The sequence below is a fragment of the Natronorubrum marinum genome, from assembly GCF_052040125.1.
GTDB lineage: Archaea > Halobacteriota > Halobacteria > Halobacteriales > Natrialbaceae > Natronorubrum.
Window position 1 is genome coordinate 177789 of record NZ_JBPPFV010000003.1, and the last position, 25603, is coordinate 203391.

Sequence of the window (25603 nt, forward strand, 5' to 3'; positions counted from 1 at the left end):
GGGCCGGAGCACGCAACCCGGACCGGAGCGACGGAACGTCACCGACGCAGCACCGAAGGGATGCTGACTCAGACCAGCGGCTCGACCAGTTCCTCGCCCGCCTCGAGCAACTCGCTCACCCGGTCCTCGTCTGCGGCTTCGGCGTAGACTCGCAGCACGGGCTCGGTTCCGCTGGGGCGAACGAGGAGCCAGGAGCCGTCGGCGAGCTGGAGTTTGAAGCCGTCCGCGGTGTTGACGCCCTCCACCGCAGTGCCCGCGACGCGCTCGGGAATTGCATCCTCGAGATCGGCGAGGACTCGCGCCTTCTCCTGGTCCGGACAGGCCACGCTACGCTTGTTCTGGACGACGGTGCCGTGTTCCTCGAGGAGGCGATCGACGCGCTCGTCCAACGGTTCGTCGGCGTGCATCACGGCCGCGAGCAGCGCCATCAGGACGCCGTCTTTCTCGCGGACGTGACCGCGGACGGTGAAGCCGCCGGACTCCTCGCCGCCGACGAGGGCGTCGTGGTCGGCCATCGCTTCGGCGACCCACTTGAACCCGACCGGGACCTCGTGGACGGTCTCGCCGTGAGCGTCGGCGACGCGATCGATCAGGAACGTCGTGGAAACGGTGCGGACGACGGCGCCCGAGTCGTCCTCGAGTAGGTAGTCGTAGAGCGCGGCGAAAAAGAGATTCTCGTCGAGATAGCCTCGCTCGGGTGTGACGATGGCGATCCGGTCTGCGTCCCCGTCGTTCGCGATCCCCAGCGTCGGGTCCGTCGCGTCGTCGGTGACGAGATCGATCAGCGCCCCGAGGTTCTCGAGGGCCGGTTCGGGTGCACCGCCGCCGAACTCCGGGTCTCGGCGACAGCGCAGACACTCGAGGGAGGCTCCGGCGCGCTCGAGCAGGGCGTCTGTCGTCCCGCGTCCGCTGCCGTGCATGGCGTCGTAGGCGACCGTCAGGTCGGCAGGCGAGAGATCGGCACTGCCAGTGATCGCCTCGACCAGTTCGAGGGCGGCGTCGGCGTGAGGCGTGACGAGGTCGACGGCCTCGACGGTGCCGTGTTCGTCCTCCGGGAGGGGGACCGGTTCGGCGAGTCGGTCCGCAATGGCGTCGGTGACGTCGGGGAGGGCCGGCGCGCCGTCCTCGGGGATGAACTTCACGCCGTTGTACTCCGGCGGGTTGTGGGAAGCCGTGATGGCCAGTCCGCCAGCCAGGTCGCGTTCGACGATCGCGTGGGCGACCAGCGGCGTCGGCCGATCTCGATCGGGCACGATGACGTCGAAGCCGTTGGCACAGAGCACGCGAGCCAGTTCCTCTGCGAACCCGCGCGAGGTCTCGCGGGCGTCGTAGCCGACCACGACGGGGGCCTCGAGCCCCTCGTCCCGCAGGTACGTCGCGACAGCCTGTCCGACCATCCGTACGCGCGGCGCGGTGAACTCCGCTAACGTCGCCCGCCAGCCGTCGGTACCGAAGCTGATCGTTTCCATACGCGTGTCTCATCGCCGGGCGCGAAAAAGGCGACGCAGTCGTACGAATCGTGCAGCGATCGGGGGAGGGGATCTCACATCAGAATCAGAGACGGCCTCGCGAACCCGTGACGGACGCGAATCCACGCCACGCCAACGGACGACGGGCGAGCAATGGTGTTTTCTTGACGGACATCCTAGCGCCGCTATGTCCGATACTCCCTCCGTCGTCGCCGTCAACGGCAGCCTCCGCGAGACGAGTTACACGCGCACGGCGCTGCGCTACGTCCTCGAGGCTGCCGCCGCCGCCGGCGCGGAGACGACGCTGCTCGATCTGGGCGAGTACGACCTCCCCGTCTACGATCCCGACGTCGACGACCCGGATGTCGCAGAAGAAGCGATGCGGATCGTCCGCGAGGCCGACGCCATCGCGCTCGGGACCCCCGTCTACCACGGTTCGTACTCCGGCGCGCTGAAGAACTTCCACGACTTCTGTGGCTGGGACGAGTACGAGGATACCACCGTCGGGCTGCTGGCCACCGCCGGCGGCGGGAGCTACGGCTCGACGCTCGATCACCTGCGGATTACGGTTCGCGGCGTCCACGGCTGGGTCCTGCCCCACCAGGTGGGGCTTCGGAACGCCTCGAGCAAGTTCGAAGCCGACCCCGACGCTATCGACGGCCGTCGGTTTCGCGATCCGGACTTACAGGAGCGAGTAGAGAAGTTAGGACGAAACCTCACCGAGTACGCGTTCATCGAGCCGAGCGTAACATCCTCGCGGTCCGCGGCGGCCGACGACTGAGTCGGCGACCGGGTCTCTCAGAAGTCGAAACGTTACCGCTGCATCCGACTCGTAGACGTATTGACGCGCTGTTCGAACAGCCGCTCGCCCGTCTCGTCGCAGGTCACGGCGATCACGTCGTGGGAGCTACAGCAGGATTCGACGACCTCCTCGTCCATGCTGATCTCGCCGCCGGAACCCGGACAGGTCTCGAGGAACATCCGGAGCCCGTTGAGCACTTGGCCTTTCGTTTCGGGCGTCTGTGTGTCCCATTCGGACGTCCAGTCCGCAAGGACGCGACTGGCAGCAACGTCGGCGACCACCGCGGCGCGGGAGGGCCAGCGGCCCGCGATACCGCGTTCGCCGACGAGTAACCGGGCGTCCTCGCGGGACTCGAGGTCGAACGCCTCCGGTTCGGCGTCGAAGTCGAAGGCGTCGATCACGGCCGCCGCGTCGACGCCGGTCTCGTCGACGTCCTCGATCGCCGCGAGCCAGTCGGCTTCGAACGCCTCGGTGAGACAGAGGTCGTCCCGGTCGGAACAGGGCTCGAGAACGCCGTGGTCGAGGAAAAAGGCCTCAAGCTCGAGCGGTTCCGGTTCCGCTTCCAGTTCGGGTTCCGGCTCGGTAGTGTCGGCGTTTTCGGTCGCGATGTCGTCGCCTTCGGCCGTTACATCGGTGGCTTCGGCCGTTGCATCGGTGGCTTCGGCCGTTGCATCGTCGCCGTGGGTCGCGGCGTCGGCCTCGTCGGTCCCGTCGATCGCGATATCGATCGCCTCAGTTCCGGCGTCGACGCCGCCGAAGCCGCTCGCTACCTGGGGTTCAGGGTCCTTGCCGAACCAGCGCAGAATCTCGGGCGGCAGATACCGCTTCGTCAGCGTCGGCGTGCCGGGGACGAGATAGCCCCGCAGGTAGATGAGGCCGATCGAGATGCCGACCGCGGCCAGCCCACCGAGTTTCGTCTTGCGGGCGACGAGCGACCCGACGACCGCGGCGATCGCGAGGTTCAGTATCGTACACGGCTCACACCGATTCTCGCCGGTGTACTCCGGTTGTTTGAGCTCGGCGATGTCGATCTTCATATCGTCTCAACGCAGGGACCGCGACGGTATTTATTTTTTGGAGAGATCAAGATAGAATTCTACGCCGAACGGGTGGAATTGGTTACTCGAGCCCGACGAGTCGTTCCTTCCGTCGGCGGGAGAGCTGTTTGATCTCGTACTCGCGGGACATGGCGGCCGACTTCGAGTCGTAGCACTCGTGATACTGGAGTTCGACGGGCGTGCGCCCGCGGGTGTACTTCGCGCCCTCGCCGGCGTCGTGTTCGGCGACCCGTCGCTCGAGGTCGGTCGTGTAACCAGTATACAGAGAGCCGTCGGCGCACTCGAGGACGTAGACGACGTGGTCGGCCATGGCATGGGCTACGAAGGGTATCGATAAAAAGCGCGACGGAGTGGGGGCGTGTGGTCGTCGGTCGCGATGCTCGAGCGGGGATCAGGTACCGCGAGCGCGGTGTCGTGCGGCTTCCGCGATCCCGGCGTTCGCCGAGCAGCTGATACACGCGTGGATCTCGCCGTTCTCGTCGGCGAAAACGCGTGCGAAGCGCTCGGACACGTGCGCGTCGCAGTGATCACAGGTGGGCATTGGGCAATGGTCACACCGGTCTCAACCGGTACCCGATAGTATTCGGTGTGCAATAAAAAGCCTTCCCCATACACTGTTTGGCGTTTCGGATACGAGAGAATTTTTTGTCGGTATCAGGGACTCGAGTCGCGGGCGTCGTCGATGGCCCGGGCGATGAGCGTCGCCTGGGCACCGGCGACGAAGCCCGCATCGATGTTGACCACCGAGAGGACGGTACAGGACTGGAGTAGCCCTGCGAGCGCAGCCTCACCGTCGCCGCCGAAGCCGTAGCCGCTCGAGACGGGCACCGCGACCACGGGCGTGTCGACCAGGCCGGCGATCACGGTCGGCAGCGCCCCCTCCCGGCCCGCGGCGACGATCAGCACGTCGGCGGCCCGAAACCGGTCGACCTGATCCAGCGTTCGGTCCAGCGCGGCGACGCCGACGTCCTCGACGCGGTCGATCGTCGCCCCCGCGTCGCGCGGGACGAGTTCGGCCTCGTCGGCCACCGGGCCGTCGACGGTGCCCGCGGTAACGATTCCGACCGTGGCGTCCAGCGACGGCTGTTCGAACTGGGGGGTGACGACGCGAACCGACGTGCCCCAGCGCTCGAGGGTAGCGTTTGGGAAGGAATCCTCGAGCGCGGTCTCGAGTGCGTCGAGCTGTTCGTCGTCGGTGCGGGTCAGCAGCGCTCTGTCGGTGGTCTCGAGGGCGGTTTCCGCGAGGGCGACGACCTGGGCGGGCGTCTTCCCCTCGGCGAGAATGGCCTCCGGAATCCCGCGGCGCTGTTTGCGGGCCACGTCGAATCGGCCCGCGTCGTTGGTTGTATAGCCCCTGAGTTCGGCTTCGGCTTCGGACGGGGAGAGGTGGCCGTTGGCGACGGCCTCGAGGAGTTCGCGCATAAGGGGAGTTGGGTGGTGGGTGTACTCGAAGGTGTTGGGTTGGTGCCCGAAAGATGGTGTGTAGAATGTACGGCTATCAACAGCGGCAACTATAGTAGACACTGAAAGTCAATGCACACCCGATCGCAGGACGTCGTTACGATCGGTGTGTGAGTCGTTTCAGTGTCTACTATAACGGCTACGACCGTACCCAGTCCACGCGTCTTTTCGAATCACGTCTCGTTCGGAGTTGGTTCCAGCATTCTGGCGATCCGATACGTACGACACCTGCGGGAATTGTGCAAAGACGACTACTGAAAGGTGAGCGGAATGAGTGGTTACCGAAGGGAGCGATCTACACAACGAGTCCACCCGCTCGAGACCCGCATCGAACGGCCAACGGCTCGGACGGTGCTCCTCCGACCGATCAGACTCGAGTCGCGCTCGATCGACCCGGCAGGTGCCGGGCCGGACCGCCGAACACCTAACCGTCGGTAGGGACGCCACAGCGTCCACAGAGCGCGCGCGAGCGATTTGGACTCCGATTTTGGCGGCCGAATTCCTGTCGTTTACTCATCAGTCATATACTTTCCGGTGGATTTGACCATCGAAACGGGCGGGTTAACCCCTGCAACCCCCGTATCCCGGGCCACAACCAAAACCATTATATGGGGTAACGCGGAATCCGTAAATCGTATGGCAGACCTTATCGTCAAAGCCGCCGTGAAGGAAGCGCTCGATGACAAAAACGTTGCCTCGGACTTCTACGAAGCACTCGACGAGGAAGTCGACGAGCTTCTCGAAGACGCAGCCCGACGTGCCGAAGCAAACGACCGGAAGACGGTCCAGCCCCGCGACCTGTAAGGGACGCCAACCGAGAACCATTTTATCGACGCTACGCCCGTAGCCGCTGGTTTCTACGCGCTCAGAGCAGCCGGTGTGTCGACTAGCTGGTACGACTCGGTGTTCGGGGGACGAGTTCGCCCGGACTCGAGTTCGAATCTGAACCGATCGAGTCGCTCATTCGTTTGAGAGATAGAAGACCGGATCGCTAGAGGACAGCTAGCGACGCCCAGCGTGTACAATACGCTGGCGGCAGTGAGTTCCACGTTTCTCACGGGCGTTCCCCGTTCGCTCTCGAGGCGCTCCCGCCGGTCGCGCCTCGCAGCCAGTCGGCGCCACCGCGCGTGATCTGGTCGGTTCGAAGTGAGAATACCGTCGTCAAATTCCACTTCGTGGAACGGTCCACAAACGCGAAATGTCGACTACTGCCGTCGCTGCTCGAGATACTCCTTCGTCCGGCCGAGCGTCACGTACTCCGCGGACTGCAGGTCGGCCACCGAGGCCGAGCCGGTGACGAACATCGCGGTTCGGAGTTCGAGTTCGATTGTCTCGATCAGGTCGACGACGGCGTCGGTGCCCTGTCCCGCCGGGCCGAGGAACGGTTTCGCGAGGCCGCCCGCGCGGGCCCCGAGGGCGACGGCCTTCGCGATATCGAGCCCGGACCGGACGCCCCCACTGGCAATCACGCAGTCGTGGACTGATGCGGCCTCGCTGGTGCTGACGACGGTCGGCTCGCCCCACGCGCGAAACAGCTTCCCAACGTGTTCCTGTCTGGACGCGCCGACGGCGGCGGCTCGGTAGGATTCGATCCCTGACCAGGTCGTCCCGCCCTGTCCGGCGACGTCGATCGCGTCGACCCCCGCGTCGGCGAGTCGCTGGGCCGTCTCCCGGGAGATACCGTTGCCCGTCTCCTTGACGACGACGGGAACCGAGAGGCCGGCCGCGACCCGTTCGATCGCCTCGAGACAGCCCTTGGCGTCGACGTCACCCTCGGGCTGGACGGCCTCCTGGAGAAAGTTCAGGTGGACCGCCATCGCGTCGGCCTCGATCATGTCGACGGCTCGCTCGACGTCTGCCACGTCGTACTCGAGCAACTGCGCCGCGCCGACGTTGCCGTAGAGGAAGGCGTCGGGGGCGACGTCTCGGACGACCGTGTAGGACTCGAGCAGCGCCTCGTCGTCGAGTTCGAGCCCGGCGCGCTGGCTCCCGACGCCCATGGCGATGTTCATCTCCTGGGCCGCCTCGGCCAGCGCGCGGTTGATTTTGGTCGTGTTCGGGTGGCCGCCGGTCATGCTCTCGATGACGATCGGCGCGTCGAGTTCGTGACCGAACAGCGTCGTCGTCGTGTCGATCTCGTCGCGGTGGAGCTCCGGCAGCGCCTCGTGGACGAGTTCGACGTCGGCGAAGCCCGCGCCGGACGTCTCCACGTCTTCGTCCTCGATGATTCGAATGTGGTCGTCTTTCCTGTCGGATGTTTCGGGCATCGGATCGTCTCTATCGGACCATAGCGAGAACCCATTGAAAAGGTGTCCATCGACGCCACGCGGCCGTCGTATCGGGGACCGACCGCCGACGTATCAACCGTATTCAAGCTCGCGTTTTTTTACGCTGGCAGGCGTAGTTCGAAGCCGCATGCTCCGGACACTCCTGGTCGCCTTCGGCTGTTTCGAGATCCTCAAACCCCAGCCGGTGATGGACGCCTGCGAACGCATCGGTCTCGAGAACCCCGAGGAAGCCCAGCTTCGACCCCACGCGCTTTGGGGAGCGCGACTCGAGGGCTTCCTGTTCGTCTGGCTGCTCGTCCGCGGCCGCGAGGGCTCGACGCTCGTCTCCACGCTGCTGGGACTGGCCGGCGTATTCCTGATCGCCCTCCCGCAGCCGGCCATCGAACTCAGCCAGCGGGTGGTCTACGAGAACACGGACGATCTCGAGTTAAAACCCTGGATCGAACCCGCGGCGCGCGCACTCGGCGGACTCTACCTGCTCGTCGTCATCCTCTCGAAGCGTAGCGATGAGTCGGACGCAATCGAGTCGGCAGAGTCGGCGTGACTCGAGGGCGAACGCCGACGTTCACGGCCAACCGTTTTGCGAGTGGCACCCGTACGAACGCTATGCGACGACTGCTCGCCCTCGCGCTGGGACTGTTGCTGAGTATCGCACCGAATCGAATCGTCGACTCCGTCGAACGGCTCGCCTTCGAGAACCCCGACGACGGCAGGCTGCGACCGTGGACGCTGCAGGCGGGCCGATTCAAGGGAGTCGTCTTCGTCTGGTTGCTCGGCCGACACCCCGAACACGCGTCGATCCTCAAACGGCCGCTCAGCGTGCTCGGGTTGGTGATGATACTGGTGCCGCGACAGGCCCTCGACGTCGGGCTCGAGCTCGCCTACGAGAATCCGGACGAACTCGAGGTAAAGCCCTGGATCCGTCCCGTAACACGTCTCTTCGGCGGCTGCATCCTCGTCGTCGGATTGCGTGCGGTTCGCGCCGCCGGACTGAAAACGGAGGACCCGTTGCCGGCGAATACCTGATTCTCAGTACACCCGACGCTCGACCCCGTCCTCGCTTCCGACGTACGTCACATCCGCCAGCCCGACGAACAGTCCGTGCTCGAGAACGCCCGGTATCTGGGAGAGCGAGCCGGCCAGCCCGTCGGGGTCCTCGATCGCCCCGAACGCGCAGTCGAGGACTATATTCCCGTTGTCGGTGACGACCGGCCCGTCCTTCTCGACAGCCTCGCGAAGCGTCGGCTCACCGCCGAACGCCCGAATGCGGTCGGCGACGACCGTGTGGGCGTCCGGCACCACCTCGACCGGAACGGGTCGCTCGAGTCGTCCCGCGAGTTTCGAGGGGTCGGCGACGACGACGAACCGGTCGGCTGCCGCGTCGACCAACTTCTCTCGCGCGTGCGCGGCACCGCCGCCTTTGATCAGCGCGCCGTCGTCCCCCGCGTCCGGATCGTCGACCACCTGATCCGCGCCGTCGATCGCGAGATCCACGCCGTCGACCGCGTCGAGGGTCGTCAACGGAATCCCGACCTCGAGTGCCAACTGGCGAGACTGGAACGATGTCGGAATGCCCCGAATCTCGAGACCGGCCTCGACGTCCCGACCGAGCGCCCTGATCGCGTGGGCGGTCGTCGACCCGGTGCCGAGTCCGACGACGAACCCGTCTTCGACTTCTTCGGCCGCGCGTTCACCCGCACGGCGTTTCGCCGCCTCGGAACCGCCTGCCGTCTTCATGCCTACTCTCGCGAGGGCCGACGGGAAAAGCGTTGCAATCTCGCGGACCGATTCCGGTGGCGGGCTCGAGTGCGTCGAGTGATCGGGTTCGAGTCGAACGCAAAAGAAGGGGGCGAACGGGGCCTCAGAGGTCGGCGCGACCGAACTGCCAGAGACCGATCCCCAGCGGGACGAGCGCCCAGACCGCGAGCACGACGAAGCCGAACCAGGGCTCGGCGAGCAGCGGCGGGTTCTCGACGCCGTAGGCGGTGGCCATCGTGAACTGCCCTTCGCCGAAGACGGCGGCGATCGCTGAGCCGTAGGCGGCGTCCGGCGACAGCGAGAGGAGGCTCACGTACCAGTCGGGATAGTCGTCCATCCACAGCGAGCCCTCGACGAGATAGAGCAGTCCCAGGGCGATGAAACTCCAAATGAACCAAAGAAAGACGATCAGCCCGAACGCGCCGGCCGCCGCCCGGGTCGTCGACCGGGTCATCGAGGAGAGCCCGACGGCGATACAGACGTAGACGAACCCGAACAGAATCGTCACGACCGTAAACAGGAGGTAGTCGACGATCGAGACCGAACCGACGAAGACGAACAGCCCGATCAGGCCGACGAGAAAGCCGACGAGGATCGAGACGGCGACGACCGCCGAGCGGCCGAGGATCTTGCCGATCACGACGTCGCGACGAGTGTGGGGCAGGCCGAGCAGGAACTTCAGGCTCCCGCTCTCTCGCTCGCCGGCGATGGCGGCGTAGCCGATCACCAGCGCGATGATCGGCACGAGGTAGCCCGCGGGCGTCTGAAGGGCGAAGACGAGGTCGAGCGTCGACTCCGCGCCCTCGCCCTCCAACTCCGCGAAGAGGTCGCCGGCCCACGAGGCCAGAAACGCGCCGCCGAGCGTAAAGAGCGCGAAGACGACCGTCAGTCCCATCAGCTTGCGCGAGCGAGCCGCGTCGGCGAAGTCCTTCTTCGCGACGGTGATCGCGCTCATTGGGCCACCTCCGCTCGGTTGTCGGACGTGTACGCCATAAACAGGTCCTCGAGCGACGATTCGTCCGTCGCGAAGTCCTCGATCGAGACGCCCTGCTCCTCGATCGTACGGAGAACGCTCGTCTTCGCTCGATCCTCGCAGGTGACGACGAGCGTCGTGCCGTCTGCGGAGACTTCGGAGACGCCGTCGACCGACTCGAGCGCCTCGAGCGCCGCCGAGGAGTCCTCGGGAATCCGGTCGACCTGCACCCGAAGCCGGGTCTGTTCCGGCATCGAATCGCGAAGGCCGTCGACGGTATCTTCGGCGACCAGCTCTCCCTTCCGGAGGATCCCGACGCGGTCACAGATCGCCTCGACCTGGCCGAGAATGTGCGAGGAGAAGAAGACGGTCGCGCCGCGGGCGTTCTCCTCGCGAATGATCTCGCGCATCTCGCGGGCGCCGTTCGGGTCGAGTCCCGTCGAGGGTTCGTCCAGAATCAGCAGCTCCGGTTCGCCGACGAGCGCCGTCGCGAACATGAGCCGCTGGGTCATCCCCTTCGAGTAGCCGCCGGCCTTCTTGTCCGCCGCGTCGGCGATCCCGACCCGCTCTAAGAGGTCGTCCGGGTCGTCGTCAGCCCCCTTCGACTCGATGGCGAACTCGACGTGCTTGCGGCCGGTCAGCCGATCGTAAGTCTCGACGCCTTCCGGGAGGATGCCGGTTCGGGTTCGGATCTCGAGGGTGTCCTCGCGAGCGTCGAGGCCGAAGACGCTCACCTCGCCCGCGGTCGGGCGGATGAAATCCAGGAGCAGATTGATCGTCGTCGACTTCCCCGCACCGTTCGGGCCGAGGAAGCCGTAAATCTCGCCGCGCTGGACGGTGAGATCGAGACCGTCGAGGGCCGTATCGGTCCCGTATCGTTTCGTCGCGTTGGAGATATCGATAGCAGTCACGGTGTTAATTATACCGGTTTCGACTCAATACACATATAGGTTTTCTCATCTAACAGCTTTAGGCCGTGTGTGGTCAGCGGGAACATCGTGCAGGTGACACGGTCGAGCCACCACTGATTCGAAAACCGCCATCGGACCGGCCCGCCGGCTCGTTCCGACGAGAACAATCAAAAGGAATATATTGATTACAAGTTATTTTTTCAGTGGAAGCAACAGCATGTTCACAGTATCCCCGCAGACGATCGATCGTCGCGATCACGATCGGTGCCGGCGAATCGACACTCGAACCGCGGTAGTCAGACCCGAGGGAGACGCATGAGTCCGATCGCACTCGCTCCGTTACAGACGGGCGGCGAGGAGTTCGCCATGGATCCCACGCTCATCCTCGTCTCGACCGCGATCTTTCTGGTCCTCTCGGTCGTCATCGGCTACTGGGTGTACAAGGACGCCTCGAAGCGCGACAACAACGAGGTCCTGTGGGCGATCGCAACCGCCGGACTGACGTTCTTTACGTTCATCTTCGGGCTCGTGGCGCTCGTCGCCTACTTCATCATCCGTGGCGACGAGACGTCGGACGAACCGACGGAAGAAGCGGCCGGCGGCGACTGGTAACGACCCGTCGACCGACCCGACACCCACTCTGATCCACATGCCACCAGCCAGCGACGAACTGACCCGGACGGAGAGACGCGACCTGCTCGAGCGCGCCAACCGGCAGAGCGCGACCATCGGCCGGACGCTCCCCGAGACGATCACCGTCGGCGACGACGAACTCCCCCTCGAGGAGTTCGTCATCGAGACCCGGAAGGTCGAGGGTATCCCTGACGACGTCAAGCCGCTGGTCAGGGAGACCGAACGCGAACTAACCGCCGAGCGCAAACGGCTCGTCGCGCGACTCGAGTCGGACCCGATCGGTCGCGAGGAGGGCGAACAGATCGTCGAGACGATCGTCGGAATCGACCGCGCGAAGAACGCCCTCCGAAGCCTTCGGCGGAAGGGGTTCGGTGCCGAAGCGAGTTCGGCCGCACTCGACGACCACGAGCGCTGGCTCGACTTCGTGAACGCGATCCGCGGGTAGTCGCCTCGGGGTCGTCCGAACGCGTCTCACTCGAATCCCGCGAGCGAGCGTTGCCCGAAAATCGCGAGCGCGAGCTGCCTGGTTCGGCTGAACCTTTTTCGCCGGCGCTGTCGTTGACGTCCTATGGCGACATCGGGAAGCGAATATGAACCCGACACAGACGACACCGGTACGGCAGTCTCCCTCGAGAACGTCCGCAAGACCTACCAGCTCGGCGAGCCGGTCCACGCGTTAGACGGCGTCTCCGTCGATATCTCGCGGGGATCGTATACGGCGATCATGGGGCCGAGTGGCTCCGGGAAGTCGACCCTGATGAACCTCGTCGGCTGCCTCGACACGCCGACCGAGGGAACCGTCGTCGTCGACGGGGCGGACGTGGCGGCGCTCGACGACCGCGAACGGACGAGCCTCCGCGGAACGACGGTCGGGTTCGTCTTCCAGACGTTCAACCTCATGCCCCGGCTGACCGCCCTCGAGAACGTCGCCCTCCCGCAACTCTTCCAGAACGTCGGTCGCGGGGAACGTCGCGAGCGGGCCGGGAAGCTCCTCGAGCGCGTTGGGCTCGCGGATCGGGCCGACCACCTGCCGAACGAACTCTCGGGCGGCCAGCGCCAGCGCGTCGCGCTCGCCCGGGCGCTCGTCAACGACCCCGCCCTCGTCCTCGCCGACGAGCCGACGGGGAACCTGGATACGGACACCGAAGACGACATTCTCGAACTCTTCGCGGAGTTCCACGGCGGCGGAACGACGATGATCGTCGTCACCCACGAGCGCCACGTCGCCGAGCGCGCCGAACGCATCGTCCACCTGTTAGACGGGAAACTCGAGCGGATCGAGGACCTCAGCGGCGCGAACGGGACGGAACGCGACGACGGGGACGGTAGGGAACGTGAGGGCGCAAATAGTACGGAACGCGACGGGACAGACGGAGCGGACGACGGCTCCTCGAGTGCGAACGCGTCCGGTGGGGCGAGCCGTTGATGCGACCGACCGAGAGTCTACGGCTCGCCTGGCGATCGATTCGAGGCCACAAACTGCGCTCGGCGCTGACGACGCTCGGCATCGTGATCGGCATCGCAGCCGTGATCGCGTTCGTCACGCTGGGGGCGAGCCTGCAGGCGGGTGTCATCGGGGATATCAGCCCCGACGACCAGCGCAACAGCTACGGCTGGGCTGCCGACCCCGACACCGAGGGCGGACCGCTCGCCGGCGCGCAACCAGTCTTCAGCCAGGACGATCTCGACGCGCTGGACGACGACGGGGATATCGACGCCGCCTACGGCTACATGCCGTTATCGACGCAGGCGCTCGTCTACGAGGGCGAAATATCACCCCAGAGCGACGCCCTCGTCGCGGCCGGGCCGCCCTACATCAGGGAGAACACGCTCGAGGAGGGTCGGCAGTTCGAGCAGGGCGAGCGCGAGGCCGTCGTCAATCCGGCCGTCGCCGGCCAGTTCGAGGAGGACCTCGAGGTCGACGACGAGCTGACCGTCGCCTTACAGGGCGGCCAGCAGACGACCGTCACCGTCGTCGGGATCACCGAAAGCTCGGAGGGGCTGAGCCCGTTCGAGGGGTTCGAGCCGTCGCCGCGTGTCTACGTCCCGACGGACCCCTTCTACACCGAGGACGCTGCTGGAGCCATTCCGGGTGGCGGTAGTGACGGTGGCGGTGGGAACGGAGCCGACGAAAACGGCGAGGAAAACAACGGAGAGGATACCGACGAAAACGGGACCGAGACGGGTGACGCCGACGAGTCCGACGACGCGCTCTTTCTCGCCATCGTCGTCGAGGCCGAGTCGGCCGACGAGGCGGACATCGACCGCGCCCAGGAGAGCGCGATCGCCTACCTCGAGAGCGACGAGTCTGACGCGAGTGAACTGCTGGGCGACGACCTCGAGATCACGCTGCAGACGAGCGCGGAGTTGCTCCAGCAACTCGAGGACGTGCTCGACCTCCTACAGAACTTCATCGTCGGCATCGCGGCGATTTCGTTGCTGGTGGGCTCGATCGGCATCGCAAACATCATGCTCGTCTCGGTGACCGAACGGACCCGCGAGATCGGGATCATGAAAGCCGTCGGGGCACAGAACCGTGAGATTCTGGGGCTGTTCCTCGCCGAGTCGGTGATCCTCGGCATCATCGGAGCGATCCTCGGGACGCTGCTCGGTCTCGTCGCGGGCTATCTGGGCGCGTGGTACATCGATCTCCCGCTGGTCTACCCCTACGAGTACGTCGTGCTCGCCATCGCCGTCGGCATGCTCGTCGGAATCGCCGCCGGGCTGTATCCGGCGTGGCGAGCGGCGCGAACGGATCCGATTGACGCGCTCAGATACGAGTGACGGTAACCTGGATCGCCAGCGTGGTGGGGAGTCAGCGTCGGTCGCGTTCGATATCGCGATCGCGCCTCGAGTCGCGTGCATCGAGACGGTCCGTCTCTCGGTCCCGTCCCTGCGGCGACTCCGTTCGCGGCCCGGACGAGTGCGTTCGGCCGACCGACTCCGAGCGGTCCGACGACAGCCCGATCGCCGCTCGCGTTCGAGCGTGCTCTGTCGGATACTCCTGGGCGAGATAGGCGCCGAGATAGCCGCCGAGCAAGGAGAGACCGACGGTGTACAGAAACAGGAGCGCGACGGCGGCGAGGACGACGAGCGCCACGAGCGCGAACCCCTCGAACGGGACCGCAGCGATCCCCATTCCGAACCCGAGTACGCCGAGACCGAAGATCGCGATTCCGGCGAGCGGCAGGAACGTGATCGCCCCCGCAAGCGCGCCGACGAGCGCTCCCTCGCGCGTGTCCGGTCCCTCGAGAAAACCCCCGGCGAGACCGCCGAGAACGGTCGAGAACGGGACGAACGAGAGCACGACGCCGACGACGGCACCGATGAGCGCGTTGACGAGCGTTCGGCTGTTGACCATACCGAACGAACGGCGAGCACGGAGAAAAGTGACGGTGGTCTCCGAATCGAACTCGTTTCGTTCCGAGTCGCAGTCGGCTCAGTCGTCGGCCGGTCGCGAACCGGGCTCCTCCGGCGACGTCATCGTGGTCTCGGTGCCGGGTCTGGACCCCGCGTCCTCGCCTGGCGGCTCCTCGAGGTCGGCCTCGACGATCTCGGAGAAGGTCACGTCCCCGTTGACCTCGTCTGCGAGCAGGTCGACGGCTTCGACGAAGACCGCGACGATCAGCGGCCCGACGACGATTCCGATCGGGCCGAGCGTAAAGAGGCCACCGGTGAAGCCGACGAAGTAGAGGCTGCCGGGGAGCCCGGCGGAGCGGTGGGCGAGGCGCGGCCGGATGCCGATGTCGGGGAACCAGGCGACGAGGGTGATGCCGAGAACGCCGACGAGCACGGCCGCGGTGAGTTCGCCCGCCGCGACGTGATAGAGGGTAATCGGCGCGATAAGTAGACTCGGCCCGATGATCGGGACGAACTGGAGGATCGCGGCGATGATCGCGAGCGTGAAGGCCGCCTCGTAGCCCAGCAGCCAGAACAGCGGGTAGCCGATGAGCAAGGTCGCGACGGACGTCGCGAGCTGCAGGACGTAGATCGCGTACAGCGTCTCGCGCGCGCGGTCGGCGAGCGCGTGGACGATATCGCGATACTCCCGTGGAACGGGCGCGATGGCCGCCCGCCCGGCCGCGTCACCCTTGAGGACGAGCGCGAACAGCAGGATGACGAACAGCGCGAACTTGATCGCGAGCACTGGTAACGCGGCGGCAAAGGAGACGGCGGCTCCGCTCAGGAAGTTGAGTGCGATCGACTGCACTTCGGCGACCTCGATCGTGTACGCCATTCCGAGTGCCTCGATCGGAACTTCCTGTGGAATTCCCTCGATAACGTCCATTACCTGATCGATCCGGAAGTAGAGCGTGACGACGATCGGCGCGAAAACCGCGACGGCGCTGACGAAGCCGATCAGCGTCGCCCCGACGGCCGCCAACCACTCCGAGAGTCCGCGTCTGACCAGCCAGGCCTGAACCGGCATCAGCACGTACGCCACCGTCAGTGCGAAGAGAATCGTCCCGAGAACCTCGAGTAAGATCGCGCCCGTGACGAGTCCGAGCATCGCGACGATACCCGCGAGCACGTACCGGCGGTTTCTGGGAGCAGTCGCGTTCGATGTCACAGCTATGGCTCACACTACGGGAGCAAAACCTTTCGGATCGTGAGAAGTTCCGAGAACGTGTACGATCAGTTAGACGTTGGGAACGAGACTTACGTCTTCACGACGTATCCCCACCGAATGAAACGGCGGACGGTCGTGCGGACCATCGGCATCGGAACGGGGACAGCCGTCGGTCTCGCCGGCTGTCTGACTCGCAACGGCGACGACGACCCGCCGAACGGCGGCGAAGACGGCGATCCCGAACCCGAGGAACCCGATTACGACGGCACTCTCCGGATCGCCACCTACGGCTCGATGGTCACGGGTCCGAACCCGGCCGGGCCGTGGCTCGAGGAAACGTTCATCGAGGAGTATCCCGACGCCGAACTCGAGTGGGTCGTCCCGAACACGGGTCTCCAGCACTACATCCGGCGCGGCGAGTACGACGCCGAGATCGACGTCGACGTGCTCTTCGGGTTCACCGTCGGCGATCTGGCACGGATCGACGACCGGATCGGCGACGGAGGCCTCCTTCGGGAACTCAATCTCGACCGAATCGACGGCCACGAACGAGTCCGGGACGAGCTCGCACTCGGGGATCCGCACAATCGGTCGCTGACCTACGATACGGGCTACGTCAGCCTCGTCTACGACGAAACCGAAGTCGGGCCAGTCGACGGGTTCGACGACCTGCTCGGGTTCGCGTACGAAAACGCGCTGCTAGCCCAACATCCCGTCATCTCCAACCCCGGGCAGGCGTTTCTGCTGTGGACGATCGAGTCGGCCGACGCGGAGACCGCCTTCGAGTACTGGGCGGAACTCCTCGAGAACGGCGTTCAAGTTCAGGACTCCTGGAGCGACGCCTACTACGATGGGTACCTCGAGCGCCAGCGGCCGATGGTCGTCTCTTACTCGACCGACCCGATATTCGCGGCCGCGGAAGGCTACGAGCCCGAACGCCACCGAGTCGCGTTCCCGAACGACGAGGGGTACGCCGTGCCCGAGGGGATGGGAATTTTCGAGACGAGCGAGGCGCCCGACCTCGCCTACGCGTTTCTCGAACACGTGCTCTCGCCCGAGTCACAGTTGGAACTCGCTCGACGGAACGTTCAGTTTCCGGCCGTAGAGGACGTCAGCCTCTCACCGCCGGATTTCGGCGAAGCCGCCCGTCAACCCGCGGAGTCGGTGACGGCAAGCTACACCGAACTCCGGGGCAACCTCGATCAGTGGCTCGAGGATTGGACGGAACGGTTCGATGACCGTCTCGGGGACCAGTAGCGACCCTATCGTTCCGTTATAGCCGTTCTCTCGGAGTGGGAACTGGCACTGTTACTCAAGTACGACAGCGACAGAGTGGACGATATCCGAACGGCGTTCGACCGCCGAATCGGCGATCGATCGGTGGCTCGGACGTGGAACGCAGCGATCGACCATGGACGAATACACACTCCTCATCGCCGGCGCAAACACCGCGACGTTGCTCACCGGTGGCGCCGTCGCAGCGCTCGCGTATCGTGCGTTTCGACGAACGGGCTCCGCCGCACTGCGTGCGGTCGCGCTCGGCTTCAGCTTTATCGTCGCCGGCTCGGTCGGCGGCGCGATCGCCCACCTCGTTAGCGGAAACGTCGCACTCGGCGTCACGATCCAGAGTGCGTTCACCGCGGGCGGGTTCGCGATTCTGCTGTACTCGCTGTACGCCGAGACATCCGCGAAGAGAACGGTTACGATTCGCCAATCCGACTAACGGCCCTTCGCTAGGCGAACGCCACGACAGCCTCGAAGGAGTGCGGACCGACAACTCGAGGCGACTGGCGACGAACGACTCGCAGGGCCCGACTCGATCAGATCGGCGAGTGCCTACTCGAGTCGGTCCCGAAACCGCTCCAGTCCCATCCCGAGCATATCCGGGCTGACGGGTTGAAACTCGCCGTCGTCGGGCAGATACGGCCGAACGGAGTCCCAGCTATCGCGGGCGTAGCGCTCGTCGAGCAGGACGCGAACGCCGACGTCTTCGGGGCTTCGAATGACACGGCCGATCGCCTGCCGAGCCTTGCGGACGGCGGGGATCGTCAGCGCGTACGTAAAGCCGTCCTCGAACGCGTCGTCGTAGGCCCGCCGAACCGCCTTCGTCCGCGGACTGGAGGTGTTGACGATCGGAACGCCGCAGACGACGGCCGCGGAGAGGCGGTCGCCGCTGTAGTCGACGCCTTCGGTCAGGGTGCCTCGGAGGCTCGTGACGAGGACCTTCCCCCCGCCGTCGAAGAACTCGTTTTTGAGCGACTGGGTGGTCTCGTCGTCGCTCGCCGCGTCGACCAGGACGGGTTTCGAGAGCCGTTCCTCGAGGACGCCCGCGATCCACTCGGCCTCGGCGTAGCTGGGCATGCCGACGAGGACGTTGCCGGGAAGTTGGCCCACCTTCGAAATCGCGTCGGCGTAGTGCGTTCTGGTCGGGGTCGTTTCGCCCGCCCGCCCGCGATTGTCGTAGGTAAACTTCGGTGCGGCGACCGCGAAGCTCTCGCGGTTTTCGGCGGGGAAGTGCAGTCCGTAGCGTCGTTCGACGACGGGTCGATCTTCCTCGCGCTCGAGGTAGTCGAGTCCCGTCACTTCGGTGAACGCCTCCATCGGCTCGAGGGTCGCGCTCATGAGGATGCCGCCGCCGAAGGCGGCGAGTCGGTCGCCGATGGCGTCGCTCGGCACGCAGTTGTGCAGGGCGAGTCTGGCGGTGTAGGCTCGCCGCCACGAGTCGGCGGGTTCGGTGTCGTCCCAGGTGCGCTCGAGTTCGATCTCCCGGAAGTAATCGGTGTGATTACAGCGGTACCACTCGCCGAGGACGCGGCCGACGGCAGGTGCCGCGCGGGTTCGGTCCTCGTCTTCGGCCTCGTTCAGGATTCGCTCGACGACGGCCCCGACGGAGTCGGCGCGAACCCAGTCGGCGTCGCCGTAGCCGGCGTCTCTGGCCCACTCGGTCAACTCGTCTTCGGCCGGTACGGCGGGGTCGCGAAGCGGAATCTCCTCGTCGTGGAGGTCGTGGGGATCGGACTCCCACCCCCTGTGGTTCCGGTCGAGATAGGCCGTCACCCGCTGATCGAGTTCGCTCCGGAGGTCCCGGACGAACTCGAGGGTACGATTCAGTTCCTCGAAGGTGACGTCGCTGTCGTTGAGTTCGGCCCGCACGAGGTCGGCGTCGGCGGTCTTCGAGCCGCCTTGGGCGTTGCGACCCTCCCGTTCGAATGTGATCGGCTGGATTACGCGCGAGAGTTCGGTTTCGGCGTCCCGCAGGAACGTATCGCTGATGCCGTCGCTGACCAGATCCCGCACGCGCGGCTCCAGCATGTGGGCTTCGTCGCAGACGACGAACGTGGAGTCGTCGAGCAGCGCGCCGGTAAAGGAGCCAGTCGTGCGGGGATCGAACGCGTGGTAGTAGTTTCCGAGAACCACTTCGGCGTGGCCCAGCACGGCACCCATCACCGAGTGGGGACAGGTGCCGTGAGCGACCGACCGCGCGACGAGGTCTTCCGGCGTGATCATCCCCGCCTCGGTGAAGTCGTAGGGGACGGCTTCGACCGCGTCGCCGTCGCTGCCCTCCTCGGGGAGGTCCTCGAGGTACTGCGCGTAGAACGGGCAGTACTCGGTTTCGGCGCCGACGGGACCGCCTTCGCCGTACTCGGGGAGGGCGGGCGCGTACGGCGTCGGTTCGCCGGCCGTCTCGAGGAAGCGACTGCTGGTCCCGCCCTGACTCCCGCTGTCGGCCAATCCGATCTGCTGGCTGCGGGCGCGTGCCGCGAGGTTCTGGGCGGTCGTCTCGCCGGCCTCGCCGGTGAGATCCCGGGTGCGATCCCGTAAGGTCTCACAGCGGTCGTAGACGTTGCCGTCGTCGATCCCCGCCGCCCCCTCGCGGTTGTACGGACAGACGTCGGCTTTTCCGACCAGCGTGAGTCCCGAAATCGGGTTCCAGTCGGGGGGCAGGTTCTCGTTGATCGTCTCGAGGTCAGCTTCGAACTGGCGCAGCTGCTGTTTGACGCTCGTGAGGACGAAGACGCGCTCGTAGTCGCTGTCGGGATCGCGGACGAGGTTGATCCCGGCGGTGAGCGCGATCATCGTCTTCCCCGTGCCACAGGCGCCCTCGACGACGGTGTAGCCGCCGTCTCGAGCCGTGTCGATGGTGGTCTCGATACCGTCGACCTGCTCGTCGTAGGGCTGTCTGTGGCCGAAGATCGATCGCCAGTCCGTCATGCTTTCCGTACTCCGCAGCGGTCGTGCATATCCTTGACGGACTGTGGCCGCGCCATTACTGATAAAGCTCGGGACAGTCGCGACGGCCGGACGCTGCCAGCGTGCTCCTTTAAGTGTCCGAGCCCCTAGGGTCACCCATGAAAGTCCCCCACTCCCTCGAGAACGTCGACCGAGACGACATCGTCGTCCGTACCTTCGAGTACGACGACGGCAGCGTGATCGCGGTCGATTTCGGCAACTCGGCCGCGGATATCTCGATGGATATCCTCGGCTCGACGGCCATCATCGTCGCCGACGGCGAGCAGTACGAGTTCGAACTGCCGCCGGAGGCCAGCGACGTCTCGGCGCAAAACGGCGTGCTGACGATCAAAGACTAACGGTTCGGTTCCGAGCGCCGACAGCGACCGACGCGCGATGCGCTCCTTCTAAGCATCTCAGTTTTTTCGCTGTTCGAAACCCGAATCGGATCCGACGGCTCGCGACGAACGGACGGAAACGCAACGCCTTCCCCGTTCGGTCGACTACGCACGATATGAGCGAATCCATTGACGTCGAGCGCTGGCGCGAGGAACTCGAGTCGAAACGGGCCGAGAAAGACGACTTCTTCGCCGAGCACCCACAGTCCCCGATTCCGCCCGAGGAGCGCGAGGAGTTCGACGGGCTGGAGTACTTCGACCCGGATCCGACCTACCGCGTGACCGCCACCGTCAAGCGCCACGACGACCCCGAAGTCGTCCTAATGGACACGACCGCGGGCCGGGAGATGCGGTATCTGCGGGTCGCCACGTTGGAATTTGATCTCGATCGCGAGGACGACGATCTCGCGGACGGTACCTACGAAATCGCGGCCTACCAGCTCGAGAGTCCGAACGAAGAGCCGCTGTTCGTCCCCTTCCGGGATAAGACGACCGGCCAGCAGAGCTACGACGGCGGTCGGTACATGGAACTCTCGCCGGATCGGGACCTCGATTCGGGCGACGAACTCGTCGTCGACTTCAACCTCGCGTACACGCCGTTCTGTGCCTACAGCGAGACGTTCGACTGTCCGCTCCCGCCGGAGGAAAACTGGCTCGAGATCACGATTCCAGCGGGCGAACGGTTCGAGTAGGGAAACGAGTTCGGGTCAGTGACGGGGTGAGGGGTGGGTGGCTTCGAGTCGAGTTACAGCCGAAAAACCGCCCGACGAAGGTACGACTCGAGTCGAAGCGAGGGGGTTGTGAGATCGGCGCGTATCGAGTGGAAACCAGGGGCCGTCCGCAAAGCCAGCCCTTCGATGCAATCGAAGGTCGTCCGCAAAGTCAGCCCGTCGATGAAACCGGGCCGCCGTGAGAATCAGGGTGCGACGCCGACCGTCAGCAGGGTCCCGAACTCGCGGTAGCGTTCGACCATCGCCTCGCGGCGTTCCCAGTCGTCGGTCGGGAACTCGTCGGCGTCCGGAATCGTCGTCTCGCGGTCGGGGACGTTGTCCTGTTCGGCGACGTAGAGACCCGCCTCACGGAAAGCTTCGCGGTACTCCCGTCGGTCCCAGCGGGTCATTTCGATCGAGATTCGCTCCTGCCACTCGTGTGAGTGGACGTTTTCCTCGTAATAGTTGACCGCACAGTAGAACGTGCCACCAGGACGGAGGATGCGGGCGATTTCCTCGAGGGTGTGGTGTGGATCGGCGGCGTAGTAGAACGCCTCCATACTCCAGACGTGATCGACCGAGTCGTCGGCGAACGGAAGCGAATCGAAGTCGCCGACTAGAAAGGCAACCTGCGGATCGTCCGTGTAGTCCGCCGCGTTGTGCGCCATTTCGGGCGAGCCGTCGAGCCCGTAAACGCGGCCCGCACCGTTGGTATCCCGCAGTGCACGCCCGGCGTAGCCGCTGCCACAGCCGAGATCGAGCACGGTGTCGCCCGGTTCGACCGGCATGCGCGCGAGCGCGTGTTTCGCGGTGTGCCAGTGGCGGTCTTCCATCCCCCGATCACGGCCGCTGGCGGCCCAGTCGTCGAACTCCTCGCGTACGCTCATACGCGTATCGTCACGCTCGGTGGCCAAAATGCGTTCGACTCGAGGCGCGCGCCGTCCCGGATCACGAACGGAGGAATCATCGACAGACTCTTTAGGCTGGCCTAAAAAGGTGTATTCGGAGAGGTTTAGGTTGGCCGAAACTCCGTGGGCATCGGACGAAGGCCGAAAAACAGCTCCTGCTAACCTAATTTTTCGAACAGAAGTCGACGGATAACCGGAAGCTATATGTGTTTTAGGGCAGCCTAAAAATATATATGCAACAACGCAACAGCAATCGGACGAACCGAATCGGACGTCGACCGTTCCTCGCTACCGCCGGTCTTTCCGCGGCTGGACTCGCGGGACTCGCCGGCTGTCTCGGTGAGGACGATGACGATAACGGGGACGGTGGCGGCGGAAACGGAGACGGTACCGGCGCAGTTGCGAGCGCCGATCCCCTCGCGAGCCCGGTCGACTCGAGTGGCGTCTCTTGGGACGACCTCGGCGACCTCGAGGGCGAAATCACGATCTACTCAGGCCGAACCCGCGACCAGATCGATCTGGTATTCGAAGAGCTCGAAAACGAGTACGACGGACTGACCATCAACCGCGACTACGACGACAACGACGTCCAGGTCAACCAGTTGGTCCAAGAAGGCGACGCGACGCCGGCGGACGTGTTCTATTCCCAGGACCCGGGTGCGCTGGGTGCGGTTCACGACGAGGGGCTCGTTCAGCAGCTTCCAGAAGACGTCGTCGATACGGTCCCCGAGAGCTACCGCGAACCCGACGGGTACTGGACCGGAGTCAGCGGTCGCGTTCGTTCGATTCAGTACAACGAAGACCGGTTGGACGAAACGCCGTTCGATAGCTGGGACGAGCTTCCGACGGACATCTTCGCGTACGCGGAAGACGACCGGTTCGAGGGCATCATCTCGACGCGACCGAACTCCGGAACGTTCCGCGGGTTCATTCAGGCGATGGTCGACCTCGAAGGCGAAGACGCGACGCGACAGTGGGTCAGCGACTTCATGGATCAAGACCCACAGCTGTTCTCCAGCGGTGGCGATCAGGCTGCAGCCGTCGAACGGGGCGGCGATGACGATCCGATCATCGCACTCGGCAACAGCTACTACGCCGCTCGACTCGTCAACGAAGATTCCAACTCGCCGATTCGTGTGGCGTTCACCGAAGGCGATGCAGGTGCCCTGTTCAGCGTCGCGGGCATCGCCGCGATGAACGACGTCGAGGATCCCGAACTCGTCGCCGAGTTCGCTCGTCACCTCGTCGCCGTAGAGGGACAGGAGTTCATGATGGAGGACAACGGCGAGTTCCCCGTCATCGACGGCGTCGATTACCTCGGTCCGCTGCCCAGCCCCGACGAACTCAACTCCCCGACGTACGATCTCAGCAATTTCGATATGGAGCTACAGGAAGCCAACGAACTCCTGGAAGACGAGGGCATGATGCCGCTGTAAGAGAGTTTCGAATCACGATCCACAATCCACGAGTCGCAGCCGGATCCTCTCACCTACCAGCGAACGAAATCTCGGTCACTCGAGTCCGTCCCGACCGCTCGAGTCTGTTTCCCGCTTCCGTGACGGTTCGTTCTAGCAGCACCAACCCGTTCCGTCTCCCATTCTCACTGACGAAGTCCTTCAGTATTTGAGAAGGGGCGGCCCACGACTCGAACGACAGTTCCCGGCTCGAGAAACTAATCAGGGGGTTCAAGAGAATCGAAAGCAGACCGATTCATAGAAGAATCGATTCGGTCGGCACACACACACATACGATGAAATCACTCAAAGACGCCGTTGACACGATACAGCACGGCGAAGCAGCCACGAAGCGACTCGAGCGCATCGATCCCTGGCTGGTTGCCTTGGCTGCCACGAGCGCTCTCGTCGCATTTCTCGTCATTTCGCCGATGTTCTGGCTGGTCTGGCAGGCGTCGACGGTCGAACTGTCTCGGACGTACGACCTCATCGTCTCCTCGCAGACAGCACGTATCACGGCGAACAGTATCGGATTGATGCTGTCCGTGACGGCGTTTTCGATCGTGCTTGGCGTTCCTCTTGCCGTGTTAACGACCCGGACGGATCTCCCGTATCCGCGGTTCTGGACGATCGTGGCTGCACTCCCGCTCGTGATTCCGAGCTACATCGGCGCGATCGCATTTACCGGCATGTTCGGATCGGGTGGCCAAATCGACTCGCTATTCGGGGTGTCGGTCCCGCGAGTCGACGGCCTCTCCGGCGCGATTTTCATTATCACGCTGTACACCTATCCGTACGTGTTCCTGACGACTCGAGCGGCGCTGCTCTCGATGGACAGTTCGCTCGCCGACGCCGCACGGACGCTCAACGCCGGTCCGTTCGAAGCGTTCCGACGCGTCACGCTTCCACAGATCAGGCCGGGGATCGCAGCCGGCGCATTGCTTGCCGGACTCTACGCGATTTCTGACTTCGGAACGCCGGCGTTTATGCAGGCGAGCGTCTTCACGAGTCGGATCTACTGGGAGTTCAGTAATTTCGCGGTCGAGTACGCCGCGTTGCTTGCGCTGCAGCTGATCGCAATCGTCGCCATCGTCCTCGTTATCGAGGCAGGTATCGGCCGCGACGAGGATGCAAGCGGTGGCGTCGGTGCACGACCGGGGAGCACGATCCGGCTCGGAATCTGGAAGTGGCCGGCAATGGGATTCGTTTCGACGATTGGGGTCGTCACACTCGCCGTACCGGTTGCGATTTTCACGAATTGGTTGTTCCGAAGCGAAGGCGATCCGATTCCATCCCTCGAGTTCCAATGGGAGTTCGCGTTCAACTCGATGTACCTCGCGCTGCTGGCCGCACTGGTCGCGTGCACGTTCGCCCTTCCGGTCGCGTACTACTCCGGGCGGGCGAACTCCGTCGTCTCGCGGGTCCTCGAACGAGCAACCTATATTGGGTTCGCCGTTCCCGGCATCGTCATCGGGCTTGCGCTGGTCTTCCTCGGCACCCGAACCCTGCCTTCGCTGTACCGACGGGGCGTCTGGCTGCTCGTATTCGCGTACGTCGTCCGGTTCCTTCCGCAGGCTGTCGGGACGGTCCGTTCGTCCGTGATCCAAGTCGACGACAAAACTATCGAGGCTGCTCGCACACTCAACGCGGGCCGGATCGAGACGTTTCGCCGCGTTACGCTGCCGGCGATCATGCCGGGTCTAGTCGCTGGCGGCGTCCTCGTGTTCCTGACGACGATGAAGGAACTGCCGGTAACGCTGATGCTTCAGCCGATCGGAATGGACACGCTCGTCTCGATCATCTGGGACGCACAGGACGCGCTGGCCTACCGATACGCTGCCGTTCCCGCGCTGCTACTCATTCTCATTTCCGGCTGCTCGATGCTGATCCTGCTGCGACAGGAAGGCGGAAAGATCGGCTAGCAGTCGCACGTTTCGCCGTTCTCGCGGCGCCCCACTGACATCCGCACAATTAAGTCGG

27 protein-coding genes are annotated in these 25603 nt (G+C 64.8%); 14 read left to right on the forward strand and 13 right to left on the reverse strand.

Annotated elements, in window-relative coordinates; translation table 11 throughout:
• Positions 1-68 precede the first annotated feature (68 nt).
• Complete coding sequence (locus tag ACSFC5_RS17145) at positions 69-1469, reverse strand: phosphoglucomutase/phosphomannomutase family protein (RefSeq protein WP_440766464.1); 1401 nt, start codon at positions 1467-1469, stop codon at positions 69-71.
• A gap of 187 nt (positions 1470-1656) precedes the next feature.
• Here ACSFC5_RS17145 and ACSFC5_RS17150 point away from each other — a divergent pair, with 187 nt between their 5' ends.
• On the forward strand, positions 1657-2250 hold the full coding sequence (locus ACSFC5_RS17150; protein WP_440766465.1) for an NADPH-dependent FMN reductase: 594 nt from the start codon (positions 1657-1659) through the stop codon (positions 2248-2250).
• A 32-nt stretch (positions 2251-2282) separates the two neighbouring features.
• On the opposite strand, the gene ACSFC5_RS17155 is transcribed toward ACSFC5_RS17150, so the two are convergent.
• From ACSFC5_RS17155 to larB, 4 genes are all read right to left on the reverse strand, one after another.
• Positions 2283-3308 carry a DUF8054 domain-containing protein gene (locus tag ACSFC5_RS17155; RefSeq protein ID WP_440766466.1) on the reverse strand — a complete coding sequence of 342 codons (1026 nt, stop codon included), beginning with the start codon at positions 3306-3308 and terminating at the stop codon, positions 2283-2285.
• 82 nt (positions 3309-3390) lie between these two features.
• Positions 3391-3639: a GIY-YIG nuclease family protein gene (locus ACSFC5_RS17160; RefSeq protein ID WP_440766467.1), complete on the reverse strand. Its 249-nt coding sequence runs from the start codon at positions 3637-3639 to the stop codon at positions 3391-3393.
• An 81-nt stretch (positions 3640-3720) separates the two neighbouring features.
• Positions 3721-3870, reverse strand: coding sequence for a DUF7563 family protein (locus tag ACSFC5_RS17165; protein ID WP_006092839.1), 150 nt, complete (start codon positions 3868-3870; stop codon positions 3721-3723).
• A gap of 113 nt (positions 3871-3983) precedes the next feature.
• Entirely contained in the window at positions 3984-4751 is a 768-nt protein-coding gene (larB, locus tag ACSFC5_RS17170) for a nickel pincer cofactor biosynthesis protein LarB (RefSeq protein WP_440766468.1), read from the reverse strand.
• Between the two features lie 675 nt (positions 4752-5426).
• On the opposite strand from larB, the gene ACSFC5_RS17175 reads away from it, so the two are divergent.
• Positions 5427-5594 carry a DUF1931 family protein gene (locus ACSFC5_RS17175; RefSeq protein WP_005578700.1) on the forward strand — a complete coding sequence of 56 codons (168 nt, stop codon included), beginning with the start codon at positions 5427-5429 and terminating at the stop codon, positions 5592-5594.
• A 401-nt stretch (positions 5595-5995) separates the two neighbouring features.
• Here ACSFC5_RS17175 and fni read toward each other — a convergent pair whose 3' ends face one another.
• A complete protein-coding gene (gene fni / locus ACSFC5_RS17180) occupies positions 5996-7057 on the reverse strand; it encodes a type 2 isopentenyl-diphosphate Delta-isomerase (RefSeq protein ID WP_440766469.1) in 1062 nt (353 codons plus the stop codon).
• A gap of 148 nt (positions 7058-7205) precedes the next feature.
• Here fni and ACSFC5_RS17185 point away from each other — a divergent pair, with 148 nt between their 5' ends.
• Both ACSFC5_RS17185 and ACSFC5_RS17190 read left to right on the forward strand, forming a co-directional pair.
• On the forward strand, positions 7206-7622 hold the full coding sequence (locus tag ACSFC5_RS17185) for a hypothetical protein (RefSeq protein WP_440766470.1): 417 nt from the start codon (positions 7206-7208) through the stop codon (positions 7620-7622).
• Between the two features lie 62 nt (positions 7623-7684).
• Positions 7685-8104, forward strand: coding sequence for a hypothetical protein (locus ACSFC5_RS17190; protein WP_440766471.1), 420 nt, complete (start codon positions 7685-7687; stop codon positions 8102-8104).
• 3 nt (positions 8105-8107) lie between these two features.
• Here ACSFC5_RS17190 and rpiA read toward each other — a convergent pair whose 3' ends face one another.
• From rpiA to ACSFC5_RS17205, 3 genes are all read right to left on the reverse strand, one after another.
• Positions 8108-8815 carry a ribose-5-phosphate isomerase RpiA gene (rpiA, locus tag ACSFC5_RS17195; protein WP_440766472.1) on the reverse strand — a complete coding sequence of 236 codons (708 nt, stop codon included), beginning with the start codon at positions 8813-8815 and terminating at the stop codon, positions 8108-8110.
• A gap of 124 nt (positions 8816-8939) precedes the next feature.
• Positions 8940-9791, reverse strand: a complete 852-nt coding sequence (locus ACSFC5_RS17200; RefSeq protein ID WP_440766473.1) for an ABC transporter permease — start codon at positions 9789-9791, stop codon at positions 8940-8942.
• Positions 9788-10720 (reverse strand): ABC transporter ATP-binding protein, encoded by a 933-nt coding sequence (locus tag ACSFC5_RS17205; RefSeq protein WP_440766474.1) that lies wholly within the window; start codon positions 10718-10720, stop codon positions 9788-9790. The genes ACSFC5_RS17200 and ACSFC5_RS17205 overlap by 4 nt, the downstream gene beginning before the upstream one ends.
• Positions 10721-11035: 315 nt before the next feature.
• On the opposite strand from ACSFC5_RS17205, the gene ACSFC5_RS17210 reads away from it, so the two are divergent.
• The 4 genes from ACSFC5_RS17210 to ACSFC5_RS17225 all read left to right on the forward strand — a co-directional run bounded on the left by ACSFC5_RS17210 (position 11036) and on the right by ACSFC5_RS17225 (position 14137).
• Complete coding sequence (locus ACSFC5_RS17210) at positions 11036-11332, forward strand: hypothetical protein (protein ID WP_440766475.1); 297 nt, start codon at positions 11036-11038, stop codon at positions 11330-11332.
• 37 nt (positions 11333-11369) lie between these two features.
• On the forward strand, positions 11370-11798 hold the full coding sequence (locus ACSFC5_RS17215; RefSeq protein ID WP_440766476.1) for a DUF5788 family protein: 429 nt from the start codon (positions 11370-11372) through the stop codon (positions 11796-11798).
• A 123-nt stretch (positions 11799-11921) separates the two neighbouring features.
• Positions 11922-12779 carry an ABC transporter ATP-binding protein gene (locus tag ACSFC5_RS17220; protein ID WP_440766477.1) on the forward strand — a complete coding sequence of 286 codons (858 nt, stop codon included), beginning with the start codon at positions 11922-11924 and terminating at the stop codon, positions 12777-12779.
• Entirely contained in the window at positions 12779-14137 is a 1359-nt protein-coding gene (locus ACSFC5_RS17225) for an ABC transporter permease (RefSeq protein WP_440766478.1), read from the forward strand. The genes ACSFC5_RS17220 and ACSFC5_RS17225 overlap by 1 nt, the downstream gene beginning before the upstream one ends.
• Positions 14138-14168: 31 nt before the next feature.
• Here the strand turns inward: ACSFC5_RS17225 and ACSFC5_RS17230 are convergent, their stop codons facing one another.
• Both ACSFC5_RS17230 and ACSFC5_RS17235 read right to left on the reverse strand, forming a co-directional pair.
• Complete coding sequence (locus ACSFC5_RS17230; protein ID WP_440766479.1) at positions 14169-14714, reverse strand: DUF5518 domain-containing protein; 546 nt, start codon at positions 14712-14714, stop codon at positions 14169-14171.
• A 78-nt stretch (positions 14715-14792) separates the two neighbouring features.
• On the reverse strand, positions 14793-15929 hold the full coding sequence (locus ACSFC5_RS17235) for an AI-2E family transporter (protein WP_440766983.1): 1137 nt from the start codon (positions 15927-15929) through the stop codon (positions 14793-14795).
• A 111-nt stretch (positions 15930-16040) separates the two neighbouring features.
• Here ACSFC5_RS17235 and ACSFC5_RS17240 point away from each other — a divergent pair, with 111 nt between their 5' ends.
• Both ACSFC5_RS17240 and ACSFC5_RS17245 read left to right on the forward strand, forming a co-directional pair.
• Positions 16041-17180: a thiamine ABC transporter substrate-binding protein gene (locus ACSFC5_RS17240; RefSeq protein WP_440766480.1), complete on the forward strand. Its 1140-nt coding sequence runs from the start codon at positions 16041-16043 to the stop codon at positions 17178-17180.
• Positions 17181-17334: 154 nt separating this feature from the next.
• A complete protein-coding gene (locus ACSFC5_RS17245) occupies positions 17335-17646 on the forward strand; it encodes a DUF7521 family protein (protein WP_440766481.1) in 312 nt (103 codons plus the stop codon).
• A gap of 113 nt (positions 17647-17759) precedes the next feature.
• Here ACSFC5_RS17245 and ACSFC5_RS17250 read toward each other — a convergent pair whose 3' ends face one another.
• Entirely contained in the window at positions 17760-20135 is a 2376-nt protein-coding gene (locus ACSFC5_RS17250; protein WP_440766482.1) for an ATP-dependent DNA helicase, read from the reverse strand.
• A gap of 137 nt (positions 20136-20272) precedes the next feature.
• On the opposite strand from ACSFC5_RS17250, the gene ACSFC5_RS17255 reads away from it, so the two are divergent.
• Both ACSFC5_RS17255 and ACSFC5_RS17260 read left to right on the forward strand, forming a co-directional pair.
• Positions 20273-20512: a DUF7127 family protein gene (locus tag ACSFC5_RS17255; RefSeq protein ID WP_440766483.1), complete on the forward strand. Its 240-nt coding sequence runs from the start codon at positions 20273-20275 to the stop codon at positions 20510-20512.
• Between the two features lie 155 nt (positions 20513-20667).
• On the forward strand, positions 20668-21243 hold the full coding sequence (locus tag ACSFC5_RS17260) for a DUF1684 domain-containing protein (protein ID WP_440766484.1): 576 nt from the start codon (positions 20668-20670) through the stop codon (positions 21241-21243).
• A gap of 224 nt (positions 21244-21467) precedes the next feature.
• Here the strand turns inward: ACSFC5_RS17260 and ACSFC5_RS17265 are convergent, their stop codons facing one another.
• Positions 21468-22148, reverse strand: coding sequence for a class I SAM-dependent methyltransferase (locus tag ACSFC5_RS17265; RefSeq protein WP_440766485.1), 681 nt, complete (start codon positions 22146-22148; stop codon positions 21468-21470).
• Between the two features lie 254 nt (positions 22149-22402).
• On the opposite strand from ACSFC5_RS17265, the gene ACSFC5_RS17270 reads away from it, so the two are divergent.
• A complete protein-coding gene (locus ACSFC5_RS17270) occupies positions 22403-23605 on the forward strand; it encodes an extracellular solute-binding protein (protein WP_440766486.1) in 1203 nt (400 codons plus the stop codon).
• A 314-nt stretch (positions 23606-23919) separates the two neighbouring features.
• Positions 23920-25545: an ABC transporter permease gene (locus ACSFC5_RS17275; protein ID WP_440766487.1), complete on the forward strand. Its 1626-nt coding sequence runs from the start codon at positions 23920-23922 to the stop codon at positions 25543-25545.
• The last annotated feature ends 58 nt before the right edge of the window (positions 25546-25603 follow it).